At 71.2% G+C, this 16,804-nt stretch carries 15 protein-coding genes; 2 read left to right on the top strand and 13 right to left on the bottom strand.

Going from position 1 to position 16,804, the window contains the following annotated elements:
- The coding region (locus JOL79_RS28235) for a thioesterase domain-containing protein (RefSeq protein WP_230985652.1) at positions 1 to 1,438 on the top strand (1,438 nt) is incomplete at its 5' end.
- A 47-nt stretch (positions 1,439 to 1,485) separates the two neighbouring features.
- On the opposite strand, the gene JOL79_RS28240 is transcribed toward JOL79_RS28235, so the two are convergent.
- The 10 genes from JOL79_RS28240 to JOL79_RS28290 all read right to left on the bottom strand — a co-directional run bounded on the left by JOL79_RS28240 (position 1,486) and on the right by JOL79_RS28290 (position 12,230).
- A complete protein-coding gene (locus tag JOL79_RS28240; protein WP_210158948.1) occupies positions 1,486 to 1,896 on the bottom strand; it encodes an ester cyclase in 411 nt (136 codons plus the stop codon).
- A 51-nt stretch (positions 1,897 to 1,947) separates the two neighbouring features.
- On the bottom strand, positions 1,948 to 2,733 hold the full coding sequence (locus JOL79_RS28245) for an SDR family NAD(P)-dependent oxidoreductase (protein ID WP_210158949.1): 786 nt from the start codon (positions 2,731 to 2,733) through the stop codon (positions 1,948 to 1,950).
- Positions 2,730 to 4,583, bottom strand: a complete 1,854-nt coding sequence (locus tag JOL79_RS34600; protein ID WP_230985653.1) for a dipeptide ABC transporter ATP-binding protein — start codon at positions 4,581 to 4,583, stop codon at positions 2,730 to 2,732. Before JOL79_RS34600 ends, JOL79_RS28245 begins: the two co-directional genes overlap by 4 nt.
- Positions 4,580 to 5,461 (bottom strand): ABC transporter permease, encoded by an 882-nt coding sequence (locus tag JOL79_RS28260; protein WP_307848779.1) that lies wholly within the window; start codon positions 5,459 to 5,461, stop codon positions 4,580 to 4,582. Before JOL79_RS28260 ends, JOL79_RS34600 begins: the two co-directional genes overlap by 4 nt.
- A complete protein-coding gene (locus JOL79_RS28265; protein WP_307848780.1) occupies positions 5,458 to 6,417 on the bottom strand; it encodes an ABC transporter permease in 960 nt (319 codons plus the stop codon). Before JOL79_RS28265 ends, JOL79_RS28260 begins: the two co-directional genes overlap by 4 nt.
- Complete coding sequence (locus tag JOL79_RS28270) at positions 6,402 to 8,114, bottom strand: ABC transporter substrate-binding protein (RefSeq protein WP_210158950.1); 1,713 nt, start codon at positions 8,112 to 8,114, stop codon at positions 6,402 to 6,404. Before JOL79_RS28270 ends, JOL79_RS28265 begins: the two co-directional genes overlap by 16 nt.
- A 318-nt stretch (positions 8,115 to 8,432) precedes the next feature.
- Positions 8,433 to 9,335: a LysR family transcriptional regulator gene (locus JOL79_RS28275; RefSeq protein WP_210158951.1), complete on the bottom strand. Its 903-nt coding sequence runs from the start codon at positions 9,333 to 9,335 to the stop codon at positions 8,433 to 8,435.
- 90 nt (positions 9,336 to 9,425) lie between these two features.
- A complete protein-coding gene (locus tag JOL79_RS28280; RefSeq protein ID WP_210158952.1) occupies positions 9,426 to 10,430 on the bottom strand; it encodes an ABC transporter substrate-binding protein in 1,005 nt (334 codons plus the stop codon).
- Between the two features lie 70 nt (positions 10,431 to 10,500).
- On the bottom strand, positions 10,501 to 11,265 hold the full coding sequence (locus JOL79_RS28285; protein WP_307848781.1) for an amino acid ABC transporter ATP-binding protein: 765 nt from the start codon (positions 11,263 to 11,265) through the stop codon (positions 10,501 to 10,503).
- A complete protein-coding gene (locus JOL79_RS28290; RefSeq protein ID WP_210158953.1) occupies positions 11,262 to 12,230 on the bottom strand; it encodes an amino acid ABC transporter permease in 969 nt (322 codons plus the stop codon). The genes JOL79_RS28285 and JOL79_RS28290 overlap by 4 nt, the downstream gene beginning before the upstream one ends.
- A 227-nt stretch (positions 12,231 to 12,457) precedes the next feature.
- Between JOL79_RS28290 and JOL79_RS28295 the strand changes: the two genes are divergently transcribed.
- Complete coding sequence (locus JOL79_RS28295) at positions 12,458 to 13,168, top strand: GNAT family N-acetyltransferase (protein WP_210158954.1); 711 nt, start codon at positions 12,458 to 12,460, stop codon at positions 13,166 to 13,168.
- A 67-nt stretch (positions 13,169 to 13,235) separates the two neighbouring features.
- Here JOL79_RS28295 and JOL79_RS28300 read toward each other — a convergent pair whose 3' ends face one another.
- The 3 genes from JOL79_RS28300 to JOL79_RS28310 all read right to left on the bottom strand — a co-directional run bounded on the left by JOL79_RS28300 (position 13,236) and on the right by JOL79_RS28310 (position 16,258).
- Positions 13,236 to 13,907 (bottom strand): lytic polysaccharide monooxygenase auxiliary activity family 9 protein, encoded by a 672-nt coding sequence (locus JOL79_RS28300; protein WP_210158955.1) that lies wholly within the window; start codon positions 13,905 to 13,907, stop codon positions 13,236 to 13,238.
- A 228-nt stretch (positions 13,908 to 14,135) separates the two neighbouring features.
- Positions 14,136 to 15,185, bottom strand: a complete 1,050-nt coding sequence (locus JOL79_RS28305; RefSeq protein ID WP_210158956.1) for a helix-turn-helix domain-containing protein — start codon at positions 15,183 to 15,185, stop codon at positions 14,136 to 14,138.
- A gap of 170 nt (positions 15,186 to 15,355) precedes the next feature.
- Complete coding sequence (locus JOL79_RS28310) at positions 15,356 to 16,258, bottom strand: hypothetical protein (RefSeq protein WP_210158957.1); 903 nt, start codon at positions 16,256 to 16,258, stop codon at positions 15,356 to 15,358.
- Between the last annotated feature and the right edge of the window lie 546 nt (positions 16,259 to 16,804).

Genomic DNA, 16,804 nt, shown 5'->3' on the forward strand with positions numbered 1-16,804 from the left:
CTGGGGACTCTGGAACACCACCAGCACCATCACCAACCACCTCACCACCACCGACCACGCCCGCATCCAACGCACCGGCCTCCACCCCCTCAACCCCCACCACGCACTCACCCTCTTCGACACCGCCCTCCAGAGCAGCCAGAACCAGCCGGTCCTCGTCCCCGCCAAGTTCGCGACCTCGGTGCAGGGCGCGCCTCCGCCGCTGCTGCGCGGCATCGTCCGCGCTGCCCGTCCGGCCGCGGGCACGGGTACCGGCGGCGTTCCGCTCGTGGCGCGGCTACGGGGCCTGGAGGGTGAGGCACGGACCGAGGCTCTGCTCGACCTCGTCCGCGCACAGGTCGCCCTGGTTCTGAACCATCCCGACCCGCGGGCCATCCCCGCCGACCGAGCCCTCGTGGAGCTCGGCCTCGACTCCCTGACCGCCATCGAACTCCGCAACCACCTCACCACCGCCACCGACCTCCGCCTCCCCGCCACACTCACCTTCGACCACCCCACCCCCCACGCCATCGCCACCTATCTGGATCGCGAACTGCCGGCCGGGGAGGGCGCCCGGGAGGCCGTGCGCGCGGAGACGGGATCGAGCCGGGGGCTGGCGGCGCTGCACCGGCGGATGCACGACACGGGCAAGCACGACGAGGCCGCGCTGCTGCTGGTGGCGGCCTCGCACGCGCGTGACAGCTTCGGCGCGGCGGAACGGGAGCGGCACGCGCAGGCGCCCATCAAACTCGCGACCGGGCCCGGACGGGTGTCGCTTGTGTGCTTCCCGGCGCTGAGCGCGATCTCCGGGCCGCACGAGTACGCGCGTTTCGGCCAGGCGTTCCGCGACGATCGCGACGTGTACGTGGTGCCGTCCCCGGGTTTCACCCGGACAGAGAGCGACGCGCTGCCCGATTCTCTGGAGACGCTGATCCAGATGAACGTCGAGGGTCTGCGGCGGGTGGTCGGGGACGGCGAACCGTTCGTGGTCGTCGGCCGGTCGATGGGCGGCTGCGTCGCGCACGCGGTCACCGTGGCGTTGGAGGAGGCGGGACTCCCTCCGGCCGGCCTGGCGCTGATCGACAGCTATCCGATCGACGCCGCCTCCCGGGAGGACATGGGATGGTGGCAGGGTGCCATGATCGGCGGCATGCTGGAGCGCATCGACCGGTTCGACCTCAAGCTCCACGACGACAGGCTGACGACGATGGGTGTCTACAACCGGCTGTTCATCGGCTGGCAGCCCAAGCCCGTGGAGACGCCCATCCTGCTGCTGCGCGCGGCCGAGCCCCTGCCCGGCACGACGGTCGACCCCGAGGGCCGTACGGACTGGCGGGCGTACTGGCCGGTCGCGCACGAGTCGGTGGACATCCCGGGGGACCACTTCAGCACCCTGGAGGAGCACTCGGGCAGCACCGCCGAGGCTGTGCGGTCCTGGATCGAACGACAGGCCGGGTGACGCGACCCGCGGTCATCGTCACGGGCGCGGCCGGCTCAGGAAGGGCGTCAGGCGGTGAGCTGCTGGACGATGCCGAGCCGGTCGGGGAGCACCTCGTATTCGACGATCTTGCCGTCTCTGAACCGGATGGTGCTGATGCTCTGCCCGGTGAACCGGCGGCCGCTCGGCGGCGCGCCGAAGACCTCGCCGCGCTGCACGCCGTCGATCGTCCAGTACACGACGACCCGGTCGCCCTCGGCGACGGTGTCGGTGACGGTGGCCGTCACACCCTCGACCGCCGACCGCAGCCAGGTGATGTGCCGGACGAATCCCGCGCGTCCCCGGTTGCCGTCGGCCGGTCCGGCGGCGTCCGTGGCGTCATCGGCGATGATCTCGTCGAGGACCTCCAGCCGTCCCTGGGTGACGGCCTCCTCGTAGAAACGCTTGGCCACCGCGCGGTTGGTCTCGGTCGTGCTCATAGCTGTGGGTCCTCTCTCTTGTGGGGTGCATGGTGGACGGGAAGCCGTCCGTCATCGGCGTGCGGACGGCAGGGGGAGGACGCCGAGGCTGGCGTCGAGGCCGCCGTCCACGACCAGGGCCGTCCCGGTGACGTACGAGGCGGCGGGCGAGACGAGGAACCACACGGCCTCGGCCTGCTCGCGCGGCTCGGCGAACCGCTGGAGCGGCACCCGGCTCTCGATCTCGGCCGTGAGCAGCGGGTCCTGCCGGACTCCGGCGTTGATACGGGTCCACGTCAGCCCGGGGGCCAGGGCGTTCACCCGGATGCCGTCGGGCGCGTGGTCGATGGCGGCCGCCCTGACCAGGTTGAGCACGGCGCCCTTGGACGCGTTGTACGCCCAGTTGCCCGGGTCGGCGCGCAGGCCGGCGACCGAGGCGGTCACCACGATGGCGCCTCCGCCGGAGGCGCGGAGCGCGGGCGCGGCGGCGCGGATTCCCAGGATGGGACCGAGGAGGTTCACCGCCAGGATCCGCTCGGCAGCCTCGACCGCCCCGGGCGCCTCCCACGGCCTGGTGCCGCCGACTCCCGCGTTGAGCACGACGGCGTCGAGCGGGCCGAACTCCGCGAGTGCCCGCGCGACCGCGGCCTGGTTGGTCTCCTCAAGCGACACGTCGCCGGCGAGTGTCACCACCCGGTCGAGGCCGGCGAGTTCCTTGAGGGTGCGTTCGTCGTGATCCACGGCGAGCACGGCGACCCCGCGCTCGGCGAACAGCTCGGCGGTCGCCCGGCCGATCCCCGATCCGGCGCCGGTGACGACGGCGGCGCGGGGGGCGGCGGGAGAGGTGGCTGAGGTCATGTCGGGCCCTTCAGGTCCATGTCGGGTACGGGTATGGGGACGGCGGTCCGCCGGCCCACGGCGAGGCGCGGGACGGCCGAGAGCAGCGCACGGGTGTAGGGGGCGCGAGGAGCACGCAGGACGGTCTCGACGTCGCCGATCTCGACGAGCGCGCCGTCCTTCATGACGGCGACCCGGTCGCACACCTGACGGACGACGCCCACGTCGTGGGAGATGAACAGGAGCGAGAGACCGGAACCGCGGCGCAGCCGGGCGAGCAGTGCGAGGATCTGCGCCTGCACGGTGACGTCGAGAGCCGACACGGGTTCGTCGCAGACGAGCACCTCCGGCCCCGGGGCGAGCGCGCGGGCGATCGCCACCCGCTGCCGCTGCCCGCCGGACAGCTGGGCGGGCAGCCGATCCAGGATCTCGGGCCCGAGACCGACGTCGCCGAGCAGTCCGGCGACGCGCCGCCGCCCGCGGTCTCCCGTGAACCCGCGTGGCAGCGCCTCGCCGATGATGCGTTGGACGGTGAACCTCGGGTCGAACGAGCTGAGCGGGTCCTGGTCGACCAATTGGATCCGGGCACGGCGGGGCCTGCGGTCCCGCTCACGCAGGCCGCTCCACGCCTCGCCGTCCAGCAGCACGTCTCCGGCGTCGGGGGCGAATTCGGCCAGCACCATGCGGGCCGTGGTGCTCTTGCCCGACCCCGACTCGCCGACCAGTCCGAGCGCCTCCCCCGCGCGCAGTTCGAACGACACCTCGTCCACGGCCGTACGCCGGGAGCCCCCGGCTGAGCGGAACCGCTTGGTGACGCCGCGGACCGAGACGACCGCGCGCTCGGCGGCCGGCGACTCGGCGGGGACCGGAAGCGTTACGGGCACGGTGACCGGCGGGGTCTCCGGCGCGCGCGGCGGATCCTGCCCGGGCCGGAAACACCGGACCGTCCGGCCCGGCCCGTACGGCGCGGCGGGCGGCGATTCGGCCCGGCAGCGGTCGTCGGCCAGCGCGCATCGGGACGCGTACGGGCAGCCGGACCGGGCGGCCGGGGCGAGGGAGATCTCGCGTGGCCGCCGCACCGGGCCGTCGAGACTCGGCACGGCGGCGAGCAGGTCGGCGGTGTACGGATGGGCGGGCGACGACAGCAGGTCCGCCGCCGGGCCCTCCTCCACCACGAGCCCGGCGTACATGATCGAGACGCGATCGGCGAGGCGGGCGACCACGGCCAGGTCGTGGCTGATGAGCAGCGTCCCCGTGCCGTCCCGGCGCCGGGCGTCGAGCAGGTCGAGGACCTGCGCCTGCACGGTCACGTCGAGGGCCGTGGTCGGCTCGTCGGCGATCAGCAGGGACGGGCGGGCCGCGATGGCCGAGGCGATCAGGGCCCGCTGCCGCAGACCGCCGGACAGCTCGTGGGGGTACTGCAGGAAACGTGTCCAGGGGTCGGGGATGCCCACTTCGGCCAGCAGAGCGACGACCTGGTCGTCGAGGTCTGCCGCGGTCGCCAGGCCGTGCACCTCCAGCGGTTCCGCGACCTCGTCCCCCACGCGGCGGAGCGGGTCGAGGGAGGTGAGGGCGTCCTGCAGGACGTACCCGATCCGCCGGCCGCGCAGCAGCCGCCACTCGCGGGGCGTGAGCGCGCGCAGGTCGCGCCCCTCGAAGCTCAGCGTCGCGGCGCGCACCCGGGCGGCCGGGCCGGCCAGTCCGAGCAGCGTCCGGGCGGTGACGCTCTTGCCCGAGCCCGACTCGCCGACGACGGCCAGGCACTCCCCCGCGTGTACGGCGAAGCCGACGTCGCGGACGGCCCGGACGACGCCGCGGCGAGCCGGGAACTCCACCGACAGGCCCGCCACCTCCACCAGTGGGCGGCTCATCCGCCTCCCCGCCCCTCGTACCGGGCCTGGAGGGCGCGCCCGGCGATCGTCGCCGACATGACCGTGAGCGTGATCGCCGCGCCAGGGAAGAGGGCGAGGGTCCAGCTCACGTCGAGGTAGTCGCGGGCCTGGGCGAGCATGGAGCCCCACTCGGGGTCGGGGGGCTGGGGCCCCAGCCCGAGGAAACTCAGCGAGGCCCCCGCGATGATCGCGGTTCCGATGTTGACCGTGGCGAGGATGAGCAGGGGCGCGACGACGTTCGGGACGATGTGCCGCACAAGGACGCGCGCCGGCGACAGCCCGAGGTTCACCGCCGCCCGGACGTACGCCGAGTCCCGCACGACGAGGGCCTGTACGCGTACGACCCGGGCGAAGCCCGGCGCGAGGGCGACGGTGATCGCGAGAACGGCGTTCCGGGTGCCGGGCCCGAGGACGGCGACCACGAGGAGGGCCATCAGGATGGCGGGAAACGCCAGCAGCACGTCGGCGACCCGCATCGCCGCCTCGCCCACGACCCGGCCGCCGAGCGCGCCGGCGAGTCCCCACACCGCGCCGGCCAGTCCCGCCAGCAGGGTGGAGCCGGCACCGACGAGCAGCGAGGGCCGCGCGCCATACACGATCCGGGCGAGCACGTCGCGGCCGAGCTCGTCGGTGCCGAACGGGTGCGCGCCTCCCGGGCCGCGCAGAGCGGCGGCCGGGTCGACCTGGTCGGGCGCGTGACCGAGCAGTCCGGGGAACGCGGCGGCCGCGCACACCAGCATGAGGAACGCCGCGGCGAGCAGCACCCCCGGCCGGAACGGCCACCGGCGGCGCGGTGCGCGCGCCCGCGCCTCGGCCGCGCGCACCGGGTCGTACGGCACGGCGGCGGGCGCGCTCACAGGGCCGCCTGGCGCATACGCGGGTCGACGAGCCGGTAGAGCAGGTCGAGCGCGGTGTTGACCAGTGAGAACGTCAGCGCGGAAAGCACGACCACCCCCGTCACGACCGGGAAGTCCCGCCCGCGCACGGCCGCGACGACGACGTGCCCCAGCCCCTGCCGGGCGAAGACCGTCTCGACGACCACGGCACCCGCGAGCAGCTCCCCGAGCGCCCATCCGGACAGCGTGAGCACCGGCAGGGCGGCGTGCCGCAGCGCGTGGCGGAGCCGGACGCGGTGCTCCGTGGCGCCTCTCGCCCGTGCCGTGAGCGCAAACGGCTGACCGAGCGCCCGTTCCAGTCCCTCTCTGGTGACCTGGGCGAGCACGCCCGCGATCGGCAGCGCGAGCGCGACCCACGGCAGCACGAGCGCGGAGAGCCCGCCGTCGCCGATCACGGGGAACCAGTGCAGGCGGAACGAGAAGGCCGCCAGCAGCAGGATCCCGATCCAGAAGTTCGGGGTGGAGATCGACCCGAACTCCAGCGCCCGGGAGACGACCCGCGGCCCCGGCCTGCCCGCCGTCAGCAGGGCGGCGCCGACCGCCAGCGAGAACCCGAGGGCGGAGGCGCCGGCCGCGAGGGCGACCGTGGGGCCGAGCTGGTCGAGGATCACACCGCTCACGGACTGGTTGAGCTGGTAGGACTCGCCGAGGTCACCGCGGAGGAGCCGGCCCAGGAAGACGCCGTACTGCACCAGGACGGGCTCGCGCAGGCCGTACTGGTCCCGGATCGCGTCGAGCACCTGCGGGGTGGCGTTCGCCTGCACCCCGCCCGCGATGACGCGGGCGGGGTCGCCGGGCACCAGCCGCATGCCGGCGAACGCCAGGGTCGCGGCGCCCCACATGGCGATCAGGGTCAGCGCCAGCCGGCGGGACAGCCGGCGCGCCAGCGTCGGCATGCGGGTCAGGCCCCCAGCCACGCGTCGTAGAACACGGGATAGGTCTGGGCGTCGAAGGCGACGCCGCGCACCTTGGCCGAGAAGGCGGTGAGCTGGACGGGTGTGTAGAGCGGCACCACGTAGGCCTGGCGGAGCACCTCGCGCTGGACGGAGGAGTAGTCGCGCGCGGCCGTCGCCGGGTCGAGGGTCTCGGCCGCCTCCTCGACCCATTTGTCGATCTCAGGCGATTTCACCAGGGCGACGTTGCCGCCGGCCTTGGCGTAGGTGTTGCCCGAGGCGAACGCGAAGCGCAGCACGTCGGGGGTGGGCCGTGCGAAGCTGACGTCGACCAGGTCGTAGGCGCCGCCGATGAGGTATTTGCTCACGAACGCCCCGGTGTCCACCGTGGGCCGCTCGATCTTGATGCCGACCAGCTTGGCCTGGGCCTGGACGCCCTGGGCGAGGACGTCGCGCTGCTCCTTGTTGCCCTCCGCCCAGTACGGCCACACGAGCGTGAGGGTCTTGCCGTCCTTGACGCGGTAGCCGTTCTCATCCGTCTTCGTCCAGCCCGCCTCGTCGAGCAGCCGCTTCGCCTCCTGCGGGTCGTAGGAGGCGAAATCCCCCTCGGCGGCCGCGTCGTAATCGGCGGTCGTCCGGCTGAGCGGGTTGCGCGCGGCGGGAAAAAGCCCGAAATAGATGTTCTTCACCAGCTCGTCGACGTTTATCGACGCCGACAGCGCCCGCCGCACCCGGACGTCGCGCAGCGGCCCGCGGGTCTGGTTCAAATAGAGGTTGTAATTCAGTCCGGGCGTTTCCTGCGTGGCGAACGAGAAACCGGGCAGCGATTTGAGCCGTGCCGCGTTGACGGGTGGCACGCCGGCGATTCCCTGGGCCTGGCCGCTGGTGAGCGCGCCGTAACGCGTCGCGTCCTCCCCGACGAATTCGAAGACCAGGTCGTCGAGGTACGGCGCGCCGCGGTGGGCGGCTCCGGCCGGAGGGGAGGCGTAGCCCGGGTTCTTCCGCAGCGTGACCCTCTTGTCCTTCTCCCAGGAGACGAACGAGAACGGCCCGGTCCCGACAGGGCGGTAGTCGGCGACGGGCTTGGCCAGCGCCGCCGGGCTCTGGATGCCCAGATAGGGCACCGACAGCGCCTGCAGGAACGGGGTGAAGGGCCGCGCGAGAGTCACCTCGACCACGTGGTCGTTCACGACACGCGACTCCTTGTACGGCGCGATCAGCGAGGCCGCGTACGCCGACTTGGTGGCGGGGTCCACGACGTGGTCGAGCGTCGCCTTGACCGCGTCGGCGGTGAACGGCGTGCCGTCGTGGAAGGTCACCCCCTGGCGGAGGGTGAAGGTGTAGGTGCGGCCGTCGGCCGACACCTCCCACTTGCTGGCCAGCCAGGGGCCGAAGGTGTCCGGGCCGGTCTGGGTGATGAGCGAGTCGAAGACGTTGCGGTCGATCAGCCCGGTCACCGCGGTGGCGGCCACGGCGGGGTCCAGCGACACCTGGGTGCCGGCGACCGCGTAGGTGAGAGTGCCGCCGGCGACCGGACCGGCGCCCGCTGCCCGCGCCGGCCGGTCGTCGCCGCCCCGGGCCGACACGACGAGGACCGCGGCGACCACCGCGATCACGAGCAGCGCCGCCACCACGGCGAACCGGCGCCGGGAGCGCAGGCCCCGCCGCCGCGGGGCCGGGCGATCGTCGAAGGTGGTGACGGTCTCATCGCTCAATGACATGGGTGGAACCTTTTCCTGTCGCACGGGGGAACCACGGAGGAAGGGAGTGAGAGATCGGCGTGCCCCGCGCGGTGACCGGGAACCGGCGTGCCCCGCGACGCCATCGCCCCTGCGGCGGGACACGCCGGGACGGAATCGCCTTCTCCCGGGATCCCACGCGTGAATCAGGAAAAGCCAATTCCGTTTCTCATGCGGGCCACCATTCGGATCCGCACTTCGATCACACCATAACCGTACGCACCCGTCAACGGATTCCATGCAATTTCGAAGGGTATTTCCGGAGCCACCTCCGCGAACAATTCACTTTCCCTATGGGTGTTAATTCGAATTTCCTATTGGAACCCGTTCGGCGAGCGGGCCGGGGAAATCCGTGATGGACGAGAAGAACCGCCGCAGCGCCTCCCCCGCACCCGCCTCGATGGCCGCGTCGAGCCCCTGCCTGCTGACGAGGCGCAGCCCGATCGAGCCCTGGGACGGCAGGTGACGCACCTCCTCCAGACCCTGTGGGACGCCGTACGCCGTGGGCAGCAGCGCGACCCCAAGGCCCGCGCGGGCCGCCGCCAGCACGCCCTCGAGATTGGTGGCCTCGGTGGTGATCCGCACCGACCAGCCGAGCCCCTCGAGCGCGCGGACCGCCCGCGTGCGCAGGGCGCACGGCTCCTGGAAGGCGACCAGAGGCACCGGACCGTCCGGCGGCGGCATGAACCAGCCGGGCGCCGACAGCCAGTGCAGCGGCAGGGTGCCCACCTGGACGCCACCGACGTTGGGCACCACGCCGAGGATCAGCGCCATGTCGAGCGTGCCGCGTGTCGTCGCCTCCGCGAGCGCCGTGCTGCGGTCGAGCCGGAAGACGACGTCCTGCCCGGGAAGCGCCGCCATCAGCGCTCCGAGGAGGTCGGGCAGCACCTGGCACGCGGCGTGCTCGATGGCCCCGACCGTGAGCGCCGCCGGCCGCTCGGCGCCGAGCCGGCACATGGCCGCGTCGTGTGCGGCGAGCAGCCTCCGCGCCTCCACCAGCAGGGTCTCCCCCGCCGAGGTGAATCGGGTCGATCTGCCGGTCCGCTCGACGAGCGGCTGACCCACGACCCGCTCCAGGGACCTGACGTGCTGACTCACGGTGGGCTGGCTCGTCCGCAGAGCGGAGGCGGCCCGGCCGAAGCCCCCGCACTCGGCGATGGCCACGAAAGTTCGCAGTTGCACTAGGTCGAGCAATGCTCCCATGGGCCCATGATAGCTAAAAACCTACATTACCTACATAGAAAATGGGCTGTTACCTCGGGTGACTCCGGTGGCGGCCACCGTGCCTCCGGCCTACTGCTCCCGGGGCAGACCGGGGGGATTGACCAGCGACTTGGGGACCGACTCGTTGGACAGGCCCCAGCGGGTGAGGACCTGGCCGTAGGTACCGTCCTTGATGAGGGCGTCGATGGCCTCGCTGATCGGCTTGGCCAGTCCGTTGCCCTTCTGGGTCATGGCGGCGATGAGTCCCTGGAGCGTGGGGCCGGCCCCGGAGAAGGTGCCTACGATCTTGGTGTCGCCGCTCACCGCCACGTGGTACGCCGACGTCGGGTTGGGCCCGAAGAACGCCTGGATGCGGCCGGACTTGAGCGCGAGGTAGGTGTCGGCGGCCTGCTTGTAGTACTGGATCTGGACGGGCTTCAGTCCCGCGGCCTGGTTCTGCTTGTCCCAGCCCAGCAGGATCTTCTCCTGGTTGGTGCCGGACCCCACGGCCACACTGAGCCCGGCGATGTCGGCCGGCTTGGTGATCGCGGCGATCGTGCTGTCCTTGGGCACCTCCCACGCGAGCTGGTCCAGCCGGTAGGTGGCGAAGTCATAGATGTCCTTGCGCTCCTCGGTCACCGTGATGTTGGAGAACCCGGCCGCGTACTTGCCGGACCGGACGGCGAGGAACAGGTTCTCCCAGGAGGTCGGTTCGAGGCGCAGCCTCAGGCCCAGCACGTCGGCGACGAGGGAGGCGATGTCCTCCTCCACGCCGATCGGCGTGACGTTGTCGTCGGCGACGAACGACAGCGGCGGTTCGGATGTGGCGGTGCCGACCAGGAGCTCCCCCTTCTCCCGGAGGGCGGCGGGGACCTCGGCGGCGATCGCGTCGACTTTCCTGGCCCGGATCCGGTTCTGCTCCGGACTGGTGTTGATCTTCAGTCCGCCCGGAGCCGCGGCCTTCGAGACGGCGGCGGGGGCGGCCGGAGCCGCACCGGTCGCCGCGTCGTCGGGCGTCGCGCCGCACGCGACCAGCAGGACCAGCGCGGACGCGTTGAGCACGGCGAACCGGGATAACGAGGGGATGGAGGGCATGGGTTTCCTAGTGAGTGTCGGCGAGCCGCCATCCGGCGGACTCGGGAGTGGCAGCCCCGGGGGCGGGGAGTCAGAGCACCTTGCTGAGGAAGGCGCGGGTACGGTCGTGCCGCGGACGGTCGAGCACCTGCGGCGGCGGGCCCTGCTCGACGATCCGGCCGGCGTCCATGAACGCCACGGTGTCGGCGACCTCACGGGCGAAGCCGATCTCGTGGGTCACGACGATCATGGTGGTGCCGCCGCGGGCCAGCGCCTTCATCACCTCCAGCACCTCGCCGACCAGCTCCGGATCGAGAGCCGAGGTGGGCTCGTCGAACAGCACGACTTTGGGCCGCAGAGCCAGGGCCCGCGCGATCGCGACGCGCTGCTGCTGCCCGCCGGACAGTTGCCGTGGATAGGCGCCGGCCTTGCCGGAGAGGCCCACCTGCTCAAGCAGCTCGGTCGCCAGCGCCTCCACCTGGTCGCGGGGGCGGCCCTGCGCGGAGAGCGGCGCCTCGGTCACGTTCTGCCGGACGGTGAGATGGGGGAACAGGTGGAAGTTCTGGAAGACGAAACCGATGTGGGTGCGCTGGCGAAGGATGTCGCGTTCCTTCAGCTCGTAGAGACGGTCTCCGGAGCGCCGGTAGCCGACGAACTCGCCGTCGATGGTGACGTACCCGCGGTCGATCTTCTCCAGGTGGTTGATGCTGCGCAGCAGCGTCGATTTTCCCGACCCCGACGGGCCGATGACCACCGTCACCTCGCCGGCCTCAACCCGCAGGTCCACCCCGCGCAGGACGTCGAGCGAGCCGTAGCTCTTGTAGACGCCGCGCACGTCGACCATGGGCCCGCTCATCGTTCCTCATCTCCGCCACCGGCCGAGCGCCGCCGCCGGGCGGCCCGCCGTACGGCGAGCACCCGGCGGACGCGCCACACCGGTGTGGGCGGCAGGGCCCGCGCGAGGCCGCGCCCGAACCTGCGTTCCACGTAGTACTGCCCGACCGAGAGCACGGTGGTCAGGACGAGGTACCAGATCGCCGCCACCAGCAGCATCGCGATCACCCGGCCGTTCCGGTTGTAGATCACCTGCACCTGGTAGAACAGCTCGGGCAGCGCCATGATGTAGACGACCGAGGTTCCCTTGACCAGGCCGATGATCTCGTTTCCCGCGGCCGGGACGATCGATCGCATGGCCTGCGGAAGCTGGATCCGCACGATCTGCCTGGCCCTCGGGATGCCGAGCGCCGCGGCCGCCTCCAGCTGGCCCGGGTCCACGGAGAGGAAGCCCCCGCGAACGATCTCCGCGGCGTACGCCGCCTGGTGCAGCGCCAGGCCGAGCGCGGCGGCCGTGACCGGTCCGATCAGGTCCATCGAGCCGACGGAGAAGAAGGCCGGCCCGAACGGCACCCCGAACGAGATCTGCTTGTACAGCGCGGCGAGGTTGTACCAGAAGAGCAACTGCAGGATGAGCGGCACCGAGCGGAACAGCCACACGTAGCCCCAGGCCACGGACGCGAGCAGCGGGACGTGCGACAACCGCATCAGCGCCAGCACGGTCCCGAGCAGGAATCCGAGCACGATGCCGAGCGCGGTCAGCTCCATGGTGAACAGGACCGCGTGCAGCACCGAGGGATGGAACAGGTACGCGGCCACCACCGGCCAGTCCCAGGCCGGATTGGTGACCAGAGCGTTGGCCGCCATCGCCAGCAGCACCGCCACCACCGCGCCGGCGGCCCAGCGTCCCGGGCGGCGCGCCCTGATCACGGTCAGAGAACCGGCGGACTCCGCCGTCGTCTCCTCCAGCACGAAGGACGCGCTCATCGCTCCCCCAGAGCGGGGCGGGGCTGGAGATTCCGGAGCTCGAATGGCTCGACAGTCATGGATCAGCCCTCCCGGCGACCGCGGCGGTCCGCGGGCATGCCGACATCGTGAGAGGTACCTGAGCAATCTTCGCCAGCGGCAGATATTCCCGTCAAGACCTACTGATTTAGTGGGATATTCGCTCTAGGATGCAGCCCGTGGACGTAAGAGCGACAGGAGGTTCCCCCATGAGCGACCGGCGTCTCCTGGACAACCCCGTGTGGGCGTCCCTGACCGGTCCGCACGCGCGCTTCGCCGAAGGGCACGGCGGCGCGCTGCGCTACCCGGACGACGTCTCCCCCTTCTACGCCCTGCCCGGCGATCCCTCCCCCACCGACTGGGACGACCTCGCCGCGCTCGCCGGACCCGGCGCGACGGTCCCCCTCACCGGCGACGCCTCCGCGGCGCCCGACGGCTGGGAGGTCGTGACGAACATCACGGGCGTGCAACTGGTCGGCGACGACGTCACCCCGGCGACGGACGACGAGGCGGTCCGCCTGGAACCGGCCGATGTGCCGGAGATGCTCGACCTCGTCGAGCGGACCCAGCCGGGCCCGTTCCGGCCACGCACCGTCGAGCTGGGCACATACCTGGGCATCCGCCGTGAGGGCGCGCTGGTGGCGATGGCCGGGGAGCGGCTGCACCCGCCCGGCTGGACGGAGATCAGCGCGGTCTGCACCGATCCGGGTTTCCGGCGGCAGGGTCTGGCGTCACGGCTCGTGCTGGCCGTCGCCGCCGGCATCCGCGCCCGCGGCGAGACCCCGTTCCTGCACACCGCCGCCGAGAACACCTCCGCGATCCGGGTGTACGAGGCGCTCGGTTTCCGCCTCCGCCGTCAGACACCGTTCGCCTTCATACGTGTGCCCGCCGACGTCCCGGCGGACGTCCCGGTCGGATGAGGAGCGGACCGCCGGACGTGCCGCGACCCCCGGATCACCGGGGGCCGCGGCGGGGATCGGCGTGGGGTCAGCGCACGAAGTTCACGTCGCTGCAGAAGAAGAACGCCTGATCCATGTGGGAGGCCTGCCAGATCGTGTAGACCACGGCCCGGCCGGTACGCCCGGAGGTGTTCAGGTTGACCGTGTAGTTCTGGCCGGGGCTGAACCTCCCGGTCTTGGTGAGCAACTGCAGGTCACTCCACTTGATCGCCTGCGTGGTCGGGTCGAAGCCCGGACGGGTGATGTAGACGAGAAGGTAGTCGGCGCCGTGGTTGGCCAGGTCGCGCAGGTTGACCGTGAACGAGTTGCCGATGTCCGTGGCCTTCCAGTTTCCGACCGTGTCCATCGACTTGTAGGACCCGTTGTCGGCGCGGCCGCCGCTGCACAGCTGTCCGTCCGGGATCCCGGCCTGGAAGTTGCCGCCGAGCCCGTTGCGGTAGAGGCTCATGTAGTTCCACATGGCCAGCGGGTTGTCCTGCCACGCCTGCCAGCACATCGGGTCCTGCTGGGCCATGGCGGGGTTCTGGAAGTCGCTGCCCCAGCGCACGTAGCAGCTGTAGTTGCGGTTGGCCGGGTCGACGATCGAGCCGTGGGCGGAGGCCGGCCCCGCCCAGGTGGCCAGGCAGGCCACCGCGGCGGTCACCAGGGCCGACGCGCGCACGGCCCAGCGCCGGGCCAGGGATGAGCGATGTGGATGCATGTGGTGGTCCATCTTCCGGTTGGGGGATCCGGTCGCATGTGAGCGCTCGCACATGTGGCGACGATGGTAGGTGACTTCTCCGGGTTCGAATACCTTGCCGACGATGTCAGACCCTCGCCCCGCCCTGCTCAGGCCGGTCCAGGCGCCGCCGAGCTGCCTCTTCGCGGCGGCGGCGATCACGGCCACCCGTAGACGACTCTGTACCTTTCAGTGAGTCATCAAACGGTCTTACAGCCACCGTTCGCGGGCCGCGTGCCACGCCAGCTGCATGCGCGTCCGCACCCCGGCGACGTCCATGATGTGGGAGATCCGGCGCTGGACGGTTCGCTGGCTGATGCCGAGCTGACTGGCGATGGACTTGTCAGGAACGCCCGCGACCAGCAGGGAGAGGAGGAAGAGGTCGTCGGAGTCCAGCGGGCAGGGCGCCTCCTCCATGGACACGACGCCGTCGTCCATGACGCGCAGCGGGATCGCGCGTTCCCAGTACGCCTCGAACAGGGCGAGCATCGCGTCCAGGAGCGTGCTGCCCCGGATCAGCGCGGCCGTCGGTTCGGCGACTCCGGAATGCTGGACCAGGGTGAGCACCCCGACCTGGCGGTCGACGACGGTCAGCCGTACGGGGAGGTGCGGAACCGCCCGCGCCTGCTCCCCCAGCTTGATGCCGTACGCCACATTGGACTGCATGCCCGGCTCTTCGAGGTGCGCCCGCTCGTAGATGGCCCGATAGGAGACTCCCCTGGCCAGGGCCGCGGGCTCGGCGTCGTTCTCCTGGGACGTCAGGGCGACCGGAGCGGCCCGGCAGAAGCAGACGACCTCGTCGCGGGCGTTGTCCTGCAGGTGGAGCAGCTGTTCCCGGATCGAGTCGCGGCAGGGCAGCAGGTCGACGAGCTGCCTGGAGTCGTAGCGGCGGGCGTTGCCCCGATACTCCTCCGACAGCTGGTCCATGACCCGGCGCGCCCAGTCGAGCTCCTGGCGCCGCCGCAGCAACGACGCGCCGAGCGCGATCTCCGGCGGGACCGGGGCGTACCGCCGTTCCGCGCGGGAGTCCTCGTGGGAAGGCTCGTGGGAAGGCTCGTGGGAAGGCTCGGGGGACGACCGGCCACGGGGAGCCGCCAGACGCACCAGGCCCTTGGCCCGCATGGACCGCAGGACCTCCTCGACTTCTGCGGTCTCCATCCCGAGGACGTCCCCGATGGACGAGGCATCGGCCTCCACGGCTGCGACCAGCAGCCGGTATGTGCGCTCCTCCGCGGCGCTGAGCCCCGCCACCTCCAGCATCGTCCAATGATGGCAGCCGAAATGACGGTTTTTATCACGCTAATACCACTGAACCATGCCGGTTCGGCCGCGTCCGCGGACGGCGGGGCGCCCCTCCACCCGGCCGGGCGGAGGGGCGCCGTTCAGTCGACACGGGGCCGGTGACAGGGCCAGCGGCACCGGTCAGGGGATCAGCCCGGCGGGAAGTTGCCGTTCTTGGCCACCGGCAGGGCCAGCTGGCTCGCGCCGGCGAGGACGGCCTTCTCCTCCGGCAGACCCGCGAGGACGGGGTTGATGTGCCGCAGGACCAGAGAGACCGTCGGCAGGGCGGGCGTGGTGATGTCGAACTTCTCCACGTCGATGTACTGCACGACCTTGAACACGTCGGCCGGGATCGTGTCACCCGCCTTCTGCACCGGGACGCACAGCTGGCGGGCGTAGAGGATTCCCGCGCTGTGCGTGGGGATCGACGGAACCAGCACGGGGTTGAGCTGGCGCAGCGACACCTTCTGGTTCAGCGCGGCGTTGGGCGTGATGCCGTAGCACTTGAGGTCGATGTGGCTGACAAGATTCAGGATCTCCTGCGGCGGGACCACATTGTTCTTGATCACCGGAACGCACAGCTGCTGCGGGGTGTTCACGACGACCTCTGTGCGCGGCAGGTTCTGGAACAGCGGGTTGAGGTGGCTGAGCACCAGGCCCGTGTTCACCGTGGCACCGGAGATCCGGTAGCAGGACAGGTCGACGTACCGGATGAAGTCGAGCGCGGGCGACGGCGGCACCTGGGTGTTCTTGGCGACCGGGACGCACAGCTGCTCGCGCTGGCCGAGAGCGACGGTCTCGGTCGGCAGGTTCGCGAGCACCGGGTTGATGTGCCGCAGCGTGAGCTTGGTGGCCGGCGGCTGGTACGGGTCGGTCTTGTAGCACTCGAGGTCGAAGAACGCGGTCAGGTCCTTCGGCGTCGGCAGCACGGAGGCGGCGGAGGCGGGTGGCACGCACAGGAGTGCCACGCCGAGCACCGCGACGACGGCGGACAGCAGACGCCGGAGGATCGATTTCCTGCGTCCGCGAACTCCCATTACGGCTCGGTCCATTGCGGCTCCAAAATGGGGGGCGGGATTCTTCCTCACCGAGTGTGGACCGCGAAAGTGAGGCTGACAATATCAGCGGAACGGATTTCTCATACCGGAAAATTCGGGCCGCCGGGCGGGCGATTTATCATCGGACATAAAGACGTCATCCGCTTGCCGGAAATCAGAAAAGGGGTGGCTTTCTCCGGCGTTCACCCACGTTCACCCACGTTCACCGGCGCGGACGGCGGATCCGGGCGATCCGGCTTCCCGCCTCGCCTCCGCCCGTCCTGCCGGGACGGGTTCCCTGAAACTTACATCCGCGCCCCGAAGACGCGGCCCTTCAGCACAACCCAGCCAAAAGCTGGGAATTGCCGGAGAAATCAGACTGGTATTCGGATCCCCGCCCCGGCGCCGTTTCGGGAACCCACGCCGAGAGGGGAGGACGCGAGCCGGTTCAGGGAGTTTTGTTTTCGATTTTCACCAATATGGCAATCGGGCGTCGTCCGATAATGCCCGGCGCGACGGAGAGGCGCGAGATCGATCACCGGTTCGCCGTGACGACCGCCG

The organism is Microbispora oryzae, from assembly GCF_017896165.1.
Taxonomy (GTDB): Bacteria; Actinomycetota; Actinomycetes; order Streptosporangiales; family Streptosporangiaceae; genus Microbispora; species Microbispora oryzae.

Bases quoted from the DNA above. Each gene is read 5' to 3' on its own strand.
- JOL79_RS28270 (WP_210158950.1), bottom strand. From the start codon at position 8,114: ATGTCATTGAGCGATGAGACCGTCACCACCTTCGACGATCGCCCGGCC.
- JOL79_RS28245 (WP_210158949.1), bottom strand. From the start codon at position 2,733: ATGACCTCAGCCACCTCTCCCGCCGCCCCCCGCGCCGCCGTCGTCACC.
- JOL79_RS28305 (WP_210158956.1), bottom strand. From the start codon at position 15,185: ATGCTGGAGGTGGCGGGGCTCAGCGCCGCGGAGGAGCGCACATACCGG.
- JOL79_RS28290 (WP_210158953.1), bottom strand. From the start codon at position 12,230: ATGAGCGCGTCCTTCGTGCTGGAGGAGACGACGGCGGAGTCCGCCGGT.
- JOL79_RS28240 (WP_210158948.1), bottom strand. From the start codon at position 1,896: ATGAGCACGACCGAGACCAACCGCGCGGTGGCCAAGCGTTTCTACGAG.
- JOL79_RS28285 (WP_307848781.1), bottom strand. From the start codon at position 11,265: ATGAGCGGGCCCATGGTCGACGTGCGCGGCGTCTACAAGAGCTACGGC.
- JOL79_RS28280 (WP_210158952.1), bottom strand. From the start codon at position 10,430: ATGCCCTCCATCCCCTCGTTATCCCGGTTCGCCGTGCTCAACGCGTCC.
- JOL79_RS28295 (WP_210158954.1), top strand. From the start codon at position 12,458: ATGAGCGACCGGCGTCTCCTGGACAACCCCGTGTGGGCGTCCCTGACC.
- JOL79_RS34600 (WP_230985653.1), bottom strand. From the start codon at position 4,583: ATGAGCCGCCCACTGGTGGAGGTGGCGGGCCTGTCGGTGGAGTTCCCG.
- JOL79_RS28300 (WP_210158955.1), bottom strand. From the start codon at position 13,907: ATGCATCCACATCGCTCATCCCTGGCCCGGCGCTGGGCCGTGCGCGCG.
- JOL79_RS28275 (WP_210158951.1), bottom strand. From the start codon at position 9,335: ATGGGAGCATTGCTCGACCTAGTGCAACTGCGAACTTTCGTGGCCATC.
- JOL79_RS28310 (WP_210158957.1), bottom strand. From the start codon at position 16,258: ATGGACCGAGCCGTAATGGGAGTTCGCGGACGCAGGAAATCGATCCTC.